Origin of the sequence: Nocardia jinanensis (assembly GCF_014645735.1) — a bacterium.
GTDB lineage: Bacteria > Actinomycetota > Actinomycetes > Mycobacteriales > Mycobacteriaceae > Nocardia > Nocardia jinanensis.
Map to the genome: position 1 here is coordinate 63,438 of NZ_BMMH01000007.1, position 12,424 is coordinate 75,861.

At 65.4% G+C, this 12,424-nt stretch carries 14 protein-coding genes; 11 read left to right on the forward strand and 3 right to left on the reverse strand.

The features are described from left to right. The first annotated feature begins 6 nt into the window (after positions 1–6). From IEY68_RS17730 to IEY68_RS17745, 4 genes are all read left to right on the forward strand, one after another. Positions 7–1,584: a methylmalonyl-CoA mutase family protein gene (locus IEY68_RS17730; RefSeq protein ID WP_058853510.1), complete on the forward strand. Its 1,578-nt coding sequence runs from the start codon at positions 7–9 to the stop codon at positions 1,582–1,584. Beyond that, positions 1,584–1,991, forward strand: coding sequence for a cobalamin B12-binding domain-containing protein (locus IEY68_RS17735; RefSeq protein WP_058853511.1), 408 nt, complete (start codon positions 1,584–1,586; stop codon positions 1,989–1,991). Before IEY68_RS17730 ends, IEY68_RS17735 begins: the two co-directional genes overlap by 1 nt. An 85-nt stretch (positions 1,992–2,076) precedes the next feature. Further along, a complete protein-coding gene (locus IEY68_RS17740; RefSeq protein WP_058853512.1) occupies positions 2,077–3,033 on the forward strand; it encodes an LLM class F420-dependent oxidoreductase in 957 nt (318 codons plus the stop codon). A 132-nt stretch (positions 3,034–3,165) separates the two neighbouring features. After that, a complete protein-coding gene (locus IEY68_RS17745; RefSeq protein WP_058853513.1) occupies positions 3,166–4,227 on the forward strand; it encodes a CaiB/BaiF CoA transferase family protein in 1,062 nt (353 codons plus the stop codon). Between the two features lie 55 nt (positions 4,228–4,282). On the opposite strand, the gene IEY68_RS17750 is transcribed toward IEY68_RS17745, so the two are convergent. Further along, the gene (locus tag IEY68_RS17750; protein ID WP_058853514.1) at positions 4,283–4,936 is read right to left on the reverse strand and encodes a Uma2 family endonuclease; all 654 of its coding nucleotides are present in this window, start codon (positions 4,934–4,936) and stop codon (positions 4,283–4,285) included. Between the two features lie 870 nt (positions 4,937–5,806). Between IEY68_RS17750 and IEY68_RS17755 the strand changes: the two genes are divergently transcribed. The 5 genes from IEY68_RS17755 to IEY68_RS17775 all read left to right on the forward strand — a co-directional run bounded on the left by IEY68_RS17755 (position 5,807) and on the right by IEY68_RS17775 (position 9,693). Next, positions 5,807–6,337, forward strand: coding sequence for a DUF3558 family protein (locus IEY68_RS17755; protein WP_058853515.1), 531 nt, complete (start codon positions 5,807–5,809; stop codon positions 6,335–6,337). A gap of 225 nt (positions 6,338–6,562) precedes the next feature. Beyond that, the gene (locus tag IEY68_RS17760; protein ID WP_229718849.1) at positions 6,563–7,084 is read left to right on the forward strand and encodes a DUF3558 domain-containing protein; all 522 of its coding nucleotides are present in this window, start codon (positions 6,563–6,565) and stop codon (positions 7,082–7,084) included. Positions 7,085–7,130: 46 nt separating this feature from the next. After that, on the forward strand, positions 7,131–7,625 hold the full coding sequence (locus tag IEY68_RS17765; RefSeq protein WP_058853517.1) for a hypothetical protein: 495 nt from the start codon (positions 7,131–7,133) through the stop codon (positions 7,623–7,625). 54 nt (positions 7,626–7,679) lie between these two features. After that, entirely contained in the window at positions 7,680–8,843 is a 1,164-nt protein-coding gene (locus IEY68_RS17770; RefSeq protein ID WP_058853518.1) for a hypothetical protein, read from the forward strand. Positions 8,844–8,931: 88 nt separating this feature from the next. Continuing rightward, positions 8,932–9,693: an ESX secretion-associated protein EspG gene (locus IEY68_RS17775; RefSeq protein WP_058853519.1), complete on the forward strand. Its 762-nt coding sequence runs from the start codon at positions 8,932–8,934 to the stop codon at positions 9,691–9,693. Between the two features lie 81 nt (positions 9,694–9,774). On the opposite strand, the gene IEY68_RS17780 is transcribed toward IEY68_RS17775, so the two are convergent. Further along, entirely contained in the window at positions 9,775–9,969 is a 195-nt protein-coding gene (locus tag IEY68_RS17780; protein ID WP_156426043.1) for a hypothetical protein, read from the reverse strand. Positions 9,970–10,620: 651 nt separating this feature from the next. Here IEY68_RS17780 and IEY68_RS17785 point away from each other — a divergent pair. After that, positions 10,621–11,514, forward strand: coding sequence for a helix-turn-helix domain-containing protein (locus IEY68_RS17785; RefSeq protein ID WP_063916325.1), 894 nt, complete (start codon positions 10,621–10,623; stop codon positions 11,512–11,514). After that, positions 11,511–11,720, forward strand: a complete 210-nt coding sequence (locus tag IEY68_RS17790) for a DUF397 domain-containing protein (RefSeq protein ID WP_058853521.1) — start codon at positions 11,511–11,513, stop codon at positions 11,718–11,720. Before IEY68_RS17785 ends, IEY68_RS17790 begins: the two co-directional genes overlap by 4 nt. Before the next feature lie 102 nt (positions 11,721–11,822). Here the strand turns inward: IEY68_RS17790 and IEY68_RS17795 are convergent, their stop codons facing one another. Next, entirely contained in the window at positions 11,823–12,362 is a 540-nt protein-coding gene (locus tag IEY68_RS17795; protein WP_156426045.1) for a hypothetical protein, read from the reverse strand. Positions 12,363–12,424 lie beyond the last annotated feature (62 nt).

A 12,424-nucleotide genomic window follows, 5' to 3' on the forward strand; every position in this document is an offset into this window, starting at 1 on the left:
TCAACGATGAACGACGCAGTCCATACCTCCTCGGGTATCCCGCTCGATCCGGTCTACGGGCCGGACGACCGGCGTACCGAACCACCCGCGCCCGGCGCGTTTCCGTTCACCCGGGGCAACTACGCCACCGGATACCGGGGACGACTGTGGACCTTCCGGCAGTACTCGGGATTCGGCACGGCCGAAGAGTCCAACCGGCGCTATCGCTACCTGATGGACCAGGGCGGCACCGGCCTATCGGTCGCGCTCGACCTGCCCACCCAGTGCGGTTACGACTCCGACGATCCCGAAGTGGGGGAGGAGGTCGGCCGGGTCGGGGTCGCGGTCGACACCCTCGCCGACGCCGAGATCCTCTTCGACGGCATCCCCCTGGACAAGATCAGCACCAGCTTCACCATCAACGGCACGGCCGCGATCCTGCTCGCGTTCTACGTCGCCGCGGCGGAGAAGAAAGGTGTGCCCCGGGAGAAGCTCACGGGCACCATCCAGAACGACATCCTGAAGGAATACGCCTCACGCGGCACCTGGATCTGGCCCCCGCAGCCCTCGCTGCGGCTCATCGCCGACACCATCGAATTCTGTGCCGCCGAGGTGCCGCGGTTCAACGCGATCTCGGTGGCGGGCGCGCATTTCCGCGACGCCGGCGCGACCGCGGTGCAGGAGATGGCGTTCACCCTCGCCGACGGTGTCACCTACTGCGATACCGTCGTCGAACGCGGCCGGATGAGTATCGAGAGGTTCGCCCCGCAGATCTCGTTCTTCTTCTACACCCACGGTGATTTCTTCGAGGAGATCGCCAAATACCGAGCCGGGCGGCGCCGCTGGGCGACCATCGTGCGCGAACGCTACGGCGCGACCTCGGACAAAGCCTCGATGTTCCGTTTCGGCTGTGTGGCCGGCGGTGCCTCGCTCTACGCCCCGCAAGCGCAGAACAATCTCGTCCGGATCGCCTACGAGGCGATGGCGGCGGTGCTCGGCGGGGTGCAGTCGATGTTCACCGCGGCCTGGGACGAACCCTTCGCGCTGCCCAGCGAGGAATCGGCGACCATGGCGCTGCGCACCCAGCAGATCCTCGCCTACGAGACCGGGGTGACCCGGGTGGCCGACCCGCTCGGCGGTTCGTATTTCGTGGAAGCGCTCACCGACAAGACCGAAGCGGCCATCCAGGAGATCATGGCCGACCTGGAGAACCGCGGCGGGATGGTCCGCGCCATCGAGGACGGTTATCTGCAGGGCCTGATCGCCGACGAAGCCTACAAACTGCACCAGGAGATCGAATCCGGCGTCAAACCCGTAGTCGGAGTGAACAAATTCGTCTCCGATGAGCCCGCACCCGAGATCTCCACCTACGAGCTCGATGCCGAGGGCCGCGAGAAGCAGCTGAAACGGCTGGCCAAGGTCAAAGCCGAACGGGATTCCACCGCGGTGCGCGACACGCTGGCCGCGCTGTCCCGAGCCGCCGAAGGAGACGAGAATCTGATGCATCGTCTGGTCGAATGCGCCAACGCCTACTGCACGGTGGGCGAGATGACCGCCGCGCTCAAAACGGTCTGGGGCGAATTCCAGCAGCCGGTGGTGTTCTGATGACCGCGCGGGTACTTGTCGCCAAACCCGGTCTGGACGGCCACGATCGTGGCGCCAAGATCGTCGCCAGAACGTTGCGCGATGCCGGGTTCGAAGTGGTGTACACCGGGATCCGGCAGCGGATAGAGGACATCGTGTCCATCGCCGTCCAGGAGGACGTCGCGGTGGTGGGACTGAGCATCCTGTCCGGCGCGCACGTCGCCCTCACTCAGCGGGTGGTCGACGCATTGCGCGGAGCCGACGCCGCCGATATCGCGGTCGTGGTCGGCGGCACGATTCCGCAGGGCGATATCGAGAAATTGCGGGCCGCCGGCGCCGCCGCGGTCTTCCCGACCGGTACCCCACTGGATGTCCTGGTCACCGAGATGCGGGCGCTCACCGGCACTTCGGCACCGGCCTCGACCTGACCTCTGGACGCCGCGTCGTCCGGCCCGGAGCCGCCGCCATGACGGTGGGCGGCGGCTCCACCCGAATCATGAGAGTGGAGGAATCGTGCGGATCGGCGTGATGATCGGACCCGAGCGCGGCGATACCGCGCGCAAGGCCGCCCGGATGATCGACGACATCAAGTGGGCCGAAGCGGCCGGTATGGACACCGCCTGGATTCCGCAGATCCCCACGGATTTCGACGCGCTGGTCACCGTGGCCCTGCTGGGATCGGTAACCGAACGGATCGAACTCGGTACCGCGGTGGTCCCTCTCCAAGCGCAGCATCCGATCGCCCTGGCCCGCCAGGCGCTGTCCGCGCACGCGGTGGCCGGCGGCCGGCTCGCGCTCGGAGTCGGCCCGTCGCATCACTGGATCGTGCAGGACATGCTCGGACTGCCCTACGAGAAGCCCGCCGCCTACACCCGGGACTACCTCGAGGTGCTGAATCCGGCACTGAACGGACCCGGCACGATCGAGGTTTCGAACGGAACCTTCACCGTGCACAATCCGCTCGACCTCGGGCCGGTGGCTCCGCTGCCCGTTCTGGTGGCGGCGCTGGGCCCGGTCATGCTGCGGATCGCCGGCGAACACGCCGACGGCACCATCCTGTGGATGGCCGACGAACGCGCCATCGCCGACCATATCGCCCCCCGGATCAACAAAGCCGCCGCCGACGCCGGGCGCGGCATCCCGAGAATCGTTGCCGGGCTGCCCATCTGCCTGTGCGCGAACGCAGATATCGACACCGCGCGTGAACGCGCCAACCGGATTCTCGGCGAGGCCGAGGTGTCACCGAACTATCAGCGGCTGCTGGAACAGGGCGATGCCCGCGATATCGGCGATATCTGTATCGCCGGTGACGAGGAAGCCATCGCCGCCGGATTGCGCCGGTACGCCGACGCCGGTGCCACCGATCTGTCGGTACGCCTGCTGCCGATCGGTGACAACCGCGACGAACTGGTCGCCTCCAAACGGCGCACCCGGGAGATGATCGCGGAAATCGCGAAGGACCTGCGGTGATGCGATACCTCCGCCTTCGCTACGGCCTCCGCGGACCGCATGAATCCGTTCGGAAGGAGCTTCTATGATGCGATATCTTCGCCTTCGCTTCGGCCTCCGCGGATCGTATGAATCCGCTCCGAAAGAGCTTCTATGATTACCGGGCCGTTGGCCGGCATTCGAGTGCTGGAGGTCGGCACGATGTTGGCCGGTCCCTACGCCACCATGATGCTCGCCGATCTGGGCGCCGACGTGGTGAAACTCGAACCGCCGGGCGGTGATATCTCGCGTAAGGTCGGCGATTCTTATTTCGCCAGTCTCAACCGCGGGAAACGCAGTATCTGCCTGGACCTGACCTCCGAGGCCGGCCAGCGCAGGCTGGGTGAACTCGCCGCCGATTCGCATGCGCTGCTGGTGAACCTGAAACCCTCGGCCATCCGCAAACTCGGGCTCACCTACGAGGCGCTGCGCCGCCACAACGAGCGCATCGTCTGCGTCGCGCTCACCGGTTTCGGCCTGGACAACGGTGACGACCCCGCCTTCGACTACGTCGTGCAGGCGGCCACCGGCGTCGCCGCCCTCACCGGCGATCCGGCCGGGCCACCGATGCTGCCCGGCTACTCCTCCGCCGACAATTCCACCGGCCTGACCGCCGCCCTCGGCCTGCTCGCCCAGATCGTCTCGGGACGCGGTGGACAGATCGACGTCTCGCTACGCGATGTGATGCTGTCCCAGCTGAACTATCACGCGGCCGCCTACCTCGACGACGGTGTCGAACCCGAGCGCCGCCCCAACGGCGCCCACTCGTATTACGTTCCGGCCCAGCTGTTCCCGACCGCTCAGGGGCACCTGGCCCTGTTCATCACCCACGACGGCTTCTGGAAACTCTTCGCGGGAGAGGCCGGGCTGGCCGGGTTCGAAACCATGGCGGAGCGGGCGAGCAGTCGGGAATCCGTCCTCGGCATGGTGACCGCGGTACTGGCCACCGATACCGCGGCCTCCTGGGAGGCCCGGCTGCGACCGCTGGGTGTGCCTGCCGCCGCGGTCCGCACGCTGCCGGAGGCGCTGGAGGCGACGCCGGACATGGTCGTGCGGGCCGGGGAACACCGGCTCGTCGCCACGTCGATACACGTGGCGGGCTGGACCCCGGACTACCGCCCGCCACCCCGCCTCGGCGAACACGACGCTGCCACCGGAAACGGTACGGCGGCGTAGCTCGATTCGGCAGGTGGGTGACCAGCGGGCCCGCGACTGTCCGCTGCTGGGCAGGTCAGAAGGCCAATTCCGGCCAGCCGATGCGGATAGGGAACGGAAAGTCGATCAGAACGCCGTCCTGGTCGGCGGACGTCCATTCCCCGGTCAGTAGGTAGTTGGTGGGGTGCAAAGGATGAACCCCGTCGGGCAGATGAGCTGCGCCGGTTTGGAGTGCGTAGGCGCGGATCGTGGCGATCGTGCTGACGTCGGCCGCCAGCGCTATCTCCCAGTACCAGGGAATCCCAGCGCCCGCGTAGCGGCTCTTCTTGGCTTCGACGTCGGATTTTGTGTTCGACGGGGAGAGCACCTCGCCTACCAGAAGGGTGTCCGCGGCCCGGATGTCCTGGTACGGCGACTCCAGGCATCGATACACGAGGAAATCGGGCGTGAGGAAGTCCGATTTGCCCTGCTCGCCGAGGAAAACATTGTTCTCGAAATCCACCTGCCAGCAGGTTTCCGGTCTTTCCGCCATACTTTTGCGTGCACACAGTTCGAGGGCGTTGGTCAGGCGGCGTGTGAAGCGCTGATGCTCCGCGGGCCCGCGCCGCAGCCACACCACGCGCCCGGCCCAGAGCTCGATCTGGCCGGCCACCTCATCGGGTAGCCGCTCCAGCTCCTCCCAGGTCATGTACTCGGGGAGGTCGGGCTTCTCGATCCGGGGCGAGGACATGCTCCCATGCTATGGCGAAGGGGGTGGGTGAGCGCTACCCTCCGGCGCGAGGTCCTGCACAGCGGACCTTTTCCGAGGGAAATCGGGCAAGCGAACAGCGGAACTCCTATCTCTTTCACCCGATGCATTGTCGCTACGGAGGCGCGGCTATGGCCGCTCGGCGTCTCCGCCGCCGTGCTGCTCAGTAAGTACCGCCCAGCGCTCCACCTCGGCGAACACGGCGGCGACGCGCCCTGGCTTCGCGCTGAGCGATCGTCAGTGGCAGCGCCGCTGTCGCCCTGGTGAACGATATCGGGAAGGTCGCCCAGGCCGAGGACACGATAAACCGGCCGAAGGAAGCCTATGAGGTGGGCTCCGGGCGTGCGCCGTGGGAGGACGCCGTATGACCTTCCGGTGGAGTTCGGTGACTGAATCAGGCGGTATCCGTGTTCGATGATCCGAACCTGGATCCCGGCGTGGAATCCATGGCCCGTCGGGTACTTGCCGCGGCGGAACGTCTGGAGACGGCGAGCCTACGAGTAGAGCGCACCGTGCTGGAGGATCTGTGGAGCGAACCGGTTCCGGTGACAGAGGAGCTCATGGCGTCGGTGGCGGCGATGCCGAACGCCTCGCCGGAGTTGCGGCACTACCGCGCGCGTCGATGCAGGCGAATGCCGCTGGCCGGATATAGAGCAGATCGCGCGGCCGGTGCCGCCGGAGGTCGCGGAACTCGAGAGTTTCGCCCTCCTATGTATGGGCTTGGGATACACCGGCTTCCGCACCGGAAAAACCCGTGCCCCCGCCCGCCTCGCGCCGGAATGACAACGTTGCCGGGCCGAGCGATTGGCCAGACGATTTCGACGATTACCCGACACAGAGGACTTGGCTGCAATGAGAAGAACACTGGTGACGGCACTGCTCGCCGGAGTAGTCGCGGCGACGAGTATCTCCTGCAGCGGCGCGGGTGACACAGCGGACACACCGCCCGTCGCACATCCCTGCGATATCCCCGCTACGGCTCTCACCGAAGCCGAGATCGCGCTGCAGCCCTTGATGACCGAGCCATTCGGGACCGAATTCTCGGGGTGGGACGGCTGTATCTGGAAGTCCACTGCTGGGTGGTACGACGCGGCCGTGTACTTCGGTCCGAGTTCGCTGGACGAGTTTCAGCAGGACCCGCGTTACCAGGATTACCGGGTCGCGGGGCCCGCCATGGCCGGCGACCGGACGGCACTTGAATTCGGTGACGCACTCGACCCGGATCGGAAGGAGCGCTGCTACTTCGGTGTGGAACTTCCGCAGGGGATGGCACTCATCTGGTCGCGTCTGCCGGTCGGGCCCGGCGGGGGTGCGGCGGTCGGCGATATCTGTGCGGAGGGGGAGCGGGTCGCCGAGGTGCTGAGCTCCTACCTGCCCGAATGACGGGATGCCGCCGCGCTTGCAGTGGTCACCGCCTGATCGTTCGGCGAGCCGCGTTGCTGGTCGGCGGGTTGAGTGAGGGTTGAGGGGTGGGTAGGGTCAGCGGGGACGCGGGGGGCCGGCCGGTTCCCGGTTCGATATGGAATTTCGATATGGAATGCCGGTGTCGGGAGGTTCGTGATGGCCGCTTATGGGTCGGTCCGGGGGATTCTGTGTGGAGTGGGGGTTGTGCTGCTGGTCGCCGGGTGTGGTTCCGAAACCGAGGGGACGGCGTCTCCGGTGACCACGACGACCGGGTTGCCGATTGCGGCGGAGGCTCCGTCGTCGTTCGATCCGTGTACCGATATCCCGCAGGAAGTGCTGGCGTCGGAGGATCTGAGGCGGGGAGTGACGGACGCAAATGTCGACGGTTCGCGCGGGATCAAGTGGCGGGGGTGTAGTTACGTGGCTCCTGATAGTTATGCGGTAGGGATCACCACGACGAACCTGACTGTGGACGTGGTTCGGGCCAATGCGGACTACACCATCCAAGGCGAGTACACCGTCGATGGGCGGACCGCGCTGGCAGCGAACAGCGTTGACCACCCCGAGCCACGCAGGCGCTGCCTGTTCTACGTGGCGATGGAGGGCGGAAGCCTCGAACTGTCGATGAGCAATCCGTCGTCGAATGACAAGACCGGGCATCTGGATACCTGCGAGCTTGCACTCGGTCTGGCGGAGAAGGTCGTTCCGCTCATCCCGGATGCATGAGCTGTGAAATCGGAGGCCGAATCGTTCGAAGCGAAGGAACGCGAATGTGAGTGAGAATAGTCCACCGCGGCCACTGGAAGATCTGCTTACAGAGGCGCGGGAAGGTCGGCTGTCGGTGAACCTTGGCGCTGGATCATCGGATGTAATCCGAGTAAACGCCGAAGAGTTCGTGTATATAGTGCGTGACTGCGAAGGATTCAAGCTTCTCATCCGGGAATTGCAACGAATGGCGGAGGATATCGCCGATCGGGATAAATGGGATCTCGGAGAGGATAATCCGGATCTTCCTTCGGCGGCGACCATGGTCGGACGTTTCCGTTCCAAGGCCAAAGAATCTGAAGATTCCAATGATGTATTTGCGATCCTGGAGCAGCACTACCGGATCGTCGAGGATATTCAGGAGTTGCACCGGGTGATCGCGCAGCGGTACATGGAGACCGATGAGACGTTCGCCGGTCGGTACAACGAGTTGATGGCCGGGGCGCCGCCGGTCGTGCCGTTGGCGATGCCGCCGGCGTTCCCGGTGAACCCGGGGCAGTAGAAGATTCGTGGTGCGGCCGCGCAGTGCGTCAGTCGGTTCGGAACAGGGGGCACGATGACCTTTCAGAACGAGAATCCGAAAATCGGTGATCCGGAGGAACCCAACGGGTTCTCTCACTCTCAGATCAACGGGGCGTTCGAACCGTTGGCGCCGGGTGATCACGGGATGGCCGCGTCGGACCAGTACGGACAGATCGCCGCGCAGTGGGAGAGTGGGGTGCAGGTGTTCGCGGCGCGGATCCGCCGGTCCAGCGCGGCTGCCTGGGAGGGGCCGGCGGCGGAACAGTCGCGGCAGGCGATCGGCAACTACGCCACCCGGGCCGAGGACCTGGTTCCAGCCCTGAACGCGCTGGCTGTTCAGGTCTACGAGTCCGTGACGTCGATCATGCGTACCCAGAACAATCTGCCCGAGGTGATCGAGAAGCGTTGGGGCTTGGATCCGAGGGAGTGGACCGTCCTCGGATTCGACAACGAGCGGACCGACAACGAGGAAGCGGCCCGGCAGGTCATGCGGGACTACTACGTGACCGGCTTCGTCCAGGCCGATACGAAGATCCCGGTCCTGCCCGTTCCGGTGAATCCGGCACAGCCCCTGCATCCCGATCTGCCCACCGGCGATCAGCCCGGACCGGGTGGTATCTCCACCGAGCAGGGCGGCAACCCCAACGGCACTGATACCGGCGGACCGCAGGGCGAGAACCCCACCGGCGAGGAACCCGATGCGGAACAGCCGGGCGATGATCCGGGCACCGAACAGCCGCAGGATCCGGGCACCGAGCAGCCCGGGGCGACGCCCGCGGAGACGGAACCAGCTACTACCGAGGGTCCGATATCCACGACCCCCAGTACCACCACCGTACCGAGCACCACCTCGACCACTCCCGGGCCGGGCACTCCAGGTTCTCCGAGCGGTAGTCCGGTGACCTCCGGTGACCCCGGCCGTACTGTGCCCGGCACACCGAACACCACCGGAACTCCCGTGGCGGCGGCCCCTGGCGCCACCACGTCCGGTGCGGCGCGTAGCGGTATGCCGGGGATGATGTCGCCGGGAGCGGGCGGCCGCGGTCAGCAGGGGGTGGACGACGACAAGCACGAGATCCCGGACTATCTGATCAATGCCGAGAACACCGACGAACTGCTCGGCGAGTTGCCGCCGACGATTCCCGGTGGAGTGCTGGGCGCCGATATACCGGCCGCGCAGCCATCGGAACGCGACTGATCGATCGTCTGCCCGCCCCGGGCACCGGCTGACGGCTACCGGCCGAGGCGCCGGCGGCCGTCACATAAGCGAGGAACAACCACCGACAATGAGCACCTGGATCTGGGAGCCGGACGATTTCGCCGCGCTCTGGTATCGCGACGGGATCGACCGGTTCCCCCGCCCGCTGCGCTATCTGAGCCGCTACAAGACCCGGAACCCGTTCGAGGCCCATGCGGCGGCCGTCCGCGCGCAGTACGGCCGGGACGAGCGCGAACTGATCCGGCGAGCCCTGCACACCGTGTCCGACGGTGATTTGCGGATCGAGATTCTGGGTGCCTCAACCGCGACCACCAGAGGCCGGATGCGTGAGTACCGGGTAGTCGGCGCGCGCACCGCTCACTACGGGGCGGTACTGGCGCAGTCGGTAATCGACGGTGTCGACGGTTCGATCCACGCTCAGCTGTTCGCCGCCGAACAACTGCCGAAACGTCTTGCCGGCCTGGTGCCGCGGTGCGATCCCGGCCGGGAAGCGGCGGGTACGTTCCATATCGACGATCTTGCGCCCAGCCGGGAAAAGCAGCAATCCTTCCGGCGCGGTCCCGGGGAACAGTACCGCCGTCTCGCGCAGCGGCCGGCGGACGGCGGTGGTGTCGCGGGCCTGCGGGTCGGGTCGATTCTGGATCGCCCCGAAGCCTGGTACCGAACCCAGTGGTACGACATCACCGGCGATGGACGCTACCTGGAGAAACGGACGCGCGAGCATGTCACGGTCCGGCCGGGCAGCGCCGCTGACCTCGCGGGTGGGTTCGCCGACTGGATCGACCGCGCACAGCGCCGACTGCGCGAGGACGAACCGGATACCTGGTAGCACGGTCCGTGGTGGCCCGGTGCTCGCGGCAGCGTCGGTGAACCTGTGCGGGCGGCAGGATCCGGTGCCGTCGGGTTGCCGCTATTCATCGAGATACCGTGCGATATCGGTGAGGGAGGGCGCCTCGTACAGCGGTTCGCCGTCCACGGCGTCCAGCAGCAACCATCCGGCCGCTGTGCCCAGTTCGCGGACGAGCCGGTAACCGCGGGTTCCGGCGTGAGCGGCGAGCATATCGAACGGTGCGAGGTGATCGTTGCGTTCCGGAGGTCCGTTCATCGTGTCTTCCCGGTTTCCTGCGGCGGCCACCGGCGCAGCGCGTTCGACACCCGGACGAGGGTGGCGATATCGGCAGTGGGTAGCCAATTTCTCCTCCCGGGAATGGGATTCGCACCGGGAATGCGATGTGGCAAATTCTCTTTCATGAGCGAATACCCTTCATCCGGGCGAATCAGTAGCCTGAGAATTCCCGATCGCCGGGAATCATTCTTCGTTCCTCGACCAGGCGCGCCCTGGCTTGTCTTTTGATCGGGCACGCCACCGTGGGGCACTCGATATGAGTCTGCATCACCTGATGGGCGTGCTGGACGGTCATCACTGGTACAGGCCGGTGATCGGTCACCGGTAGTCCGAACAGCATGGTCACCTCGCAACGTCGGGGACGGTCTGGCCCGCGCCGGCCCGGTGGGCGCTGCGCGGTGGTATCGGTTTCGCCGAGCCGGTTCGGATGATGTGGAATATTCCGCCACGGAATTTTCCATGTCTTCGTCGGCGTATTCAGTCAATCATCCTCTTTCCCGGTTGGGAATCGATACGTAAGATTCAGTCGCACAATGGAATTGCTCCGGTTGGATCGGTAATTCCAGACTGTTCGACCGTTCCATTCGAGATGGAATAACCGCTAGTAACACCAACGAAGGGGAGGTCTCTGTGTCGACCGAATCGAATGCCGCAACCCCACCGACTTTGCCTCGTCGGGTACTGGGCCGCCGTCTGCGCGAACTGCGTGAAGTGGCGGGGATGAGCCGCGCGAACGCGGCCCGCCGGTGCGAGATGGGTGCGCAAACGTTGTGGCGCTTGGAGTCCGGGCGCAACAGCGAGACCAAGAAGATGGTGGTCAACGCGCTGTGCGATACGTACGGAGCGAGCGTTGAGGACCGCCGCGAACTGCTGTGGCTGGTTGAGGAATCTCGCAAGGACGGGTGGTGGCAGTCGTACGCTGATGCGATGGTGCCGGAAGTCGAAATGTACTTTGGGCTCGAACAAGCGGCGTGTGAGGTTTTCTCCTGGCAGACAGCAACTTTGCCGGGGCTTCTCCAAAGTTCAGATTACCGCCGTGCGCTGTGGGAAGTTGCGAAGTCTCTCGGGAAGCCGGTCGATCTCGACCGCGAGGTCAGCCTGCTGCAACGACGTCAAGAGCGGCTGCAGGACATGTCCGGTTTCACATTGGGCGTCGCTCTGAGCGAGTCTGTGCTTCGGCACCCCACAGGTGGTGTGGAGACCATGGCGCACCAGTTGGATCATCTTGTCGAAATGTCCGCACTGCCGAACATTTCGCTGCGAGTAGTGCCTTTTCTTACCCCGGACCACCTCGGCTTGACAGCGAAGGACTTCATCTACTTGGCGTTCCCCGACCATCTGAATCCGGTACTGACGGAGCCGCCGGTGGTCTACGTCGAAGGTTTCAGCGGGGCGTTGTACCTGGACAAGCAGAGTGAGGTCGCTCAGTATCAGGCAGCTCGTCGTTCCATTCTGCAAGTAGCATTGGACGAGCGAGACACACAGCGCCTTATCGAGGCGACGGCGAGGGAGTATCGGGCATGAGCATTGACCTAACTGGCGCAGCCTGGTTCAAAAGCACCCGTAGTGCCAGCGGCAGGGAGTGCGTCGAGGTGGCCCACCTGCGCAGTGGGCTGGTGGGTGTGCGAGATTCCAAGAACCCCACCGGCCCGGCCCTGGTTTTCGGTCCGGGGGAGTGGGACGCCTTCACCGCCGGTCTGTGCGCGGGCGGACCCAGGCCGGCGGACTGAGTGCTCAGGGATATCCGGACGTACCGACCACACTCCCGGCGCTCGGCTGGAGTGTGGTCGGTTCTGGATCATGTCGGCTGGTTCGCCCCGAAGGGACTGGATTCAATTCGAGGCGAGCACGGCACCAAGGTCAGCGGCCAACGCCTCCGCAATGGCACGAGCTCCCGGCTCTACCTCCGAACGTCCTGCCCGAGGGCCGCTGATACCTTCCCGGTCGGACATGTTCGAACCGAAAACGGCCGCGCTGACGAAAACATTGCTCTTCCGGAAGGCGTTCAAGGCGGTGTCGTCCGGAGCACCCCAGGATACGAAGGATTCATCCCCGAGACCAGTTGCCGCACTGCCCTTTGTATCGTCGAGAGCGCGATCGAAATGCCGCTCCGTGGCCTCGACCGCATCATCGCCCAGCCTCAATGAGAACGACAGGGTGATGGTCCGGTGAAGGGGTTCCCCGGCCGACCAGGGTTCGACCCTCTGATATTCGGCGGTGCACACTTTGACAGGCTTTTCCGGGCTGGACAGGCCCGAGCTCTCATCTTCGAACTCCACCGCGTCGCTGAACAGTGCGCCGGTGTAGGCGCGGATGGCACTCATCGCCGGCGCGGCCACCTGAGCGCAGGAATCCGTCAGCCCGCCGAACATCGGCTCCGCTCCGGCCTGTCCGGCCTCCTCGACACCGCATCCCGTCACAGCCCCGAGAACCA

Excerpts from the sequence above, each read along its gene's own strand:
- IEY68_RS17750 (WP_058853514.1), bottom strand. The coding sequence starts at position 4,936 with ATGTCCTCGCCCCGGATCGAGAAGCCCGACCTCCCCGAGTACATGACC.
- IEY68_RS17790 (WP_058853521.1), top strand. The coding sequence starts at position 11,511 with ATGAGCATTGACCTAACTGGCGCAGCCTGGTTCAAAAGCACCCGTAGT.
- IEY68_RS17775 (WP_058853519.1), top strand. The coding sequence starts at position 8,932 with ATGAGCACCTGGATCTGGGAGCCGGACGATTTCGCCGCGCTCTGGTAT.
- IEY68_RS17795 (WP_156426045.1), bottom strand. The coding sequence starts at position 12,362 with ATGTTCGGCGGGCTGACGGATTCCTGCGCTCAGGTGGCCGCGCCGGCG.
- IEY68_RS17780 (WP_156426043.1), bottom strand. The coding sequence starts at position 9,969 with ATGAACGGACCTCCGGAACGCAACGATCACCTCGCACCGTTCGATATG.
- IEY68_RS17730 (WP_058853510.1), top strand. The coding sequence starts at position 7 with ATGAACGACGCAGTCCATACCTCCTCGGGTATCCCGCTCGATCCGGTC.
- IEY68_RS17755 (WP_058853515.1), top strand. The coding sequence starts at position 5,807 with ATGAGAAGAACACTGGTGACGGCACTGCTCGCCGGAGTAGTCGCGGCG.
- IEY68_RS17770 (WP_058853518.1), top strand. The coding sequence starts at position 7,680 with ATGACCTTTCAGAACGAGAATCCGAAAATCGGTGATCCGGAGGAACCC.
- IEY68_RS17745 (WP_058853513.1), top strand. The coding sequence starts at position 3,166 with ATGATTACCGGGCCGTTGGCCGGCATTCGAGTGCTGGAGGTCGGCACG.
- IEY68_RS17735 (WP_058853511.1), top strand. The coding sequence starts at position 1,584 with ATGACCGCGCGGGTACTTGTCGCCAAACCCGGTCTGGACGGCCACGAT.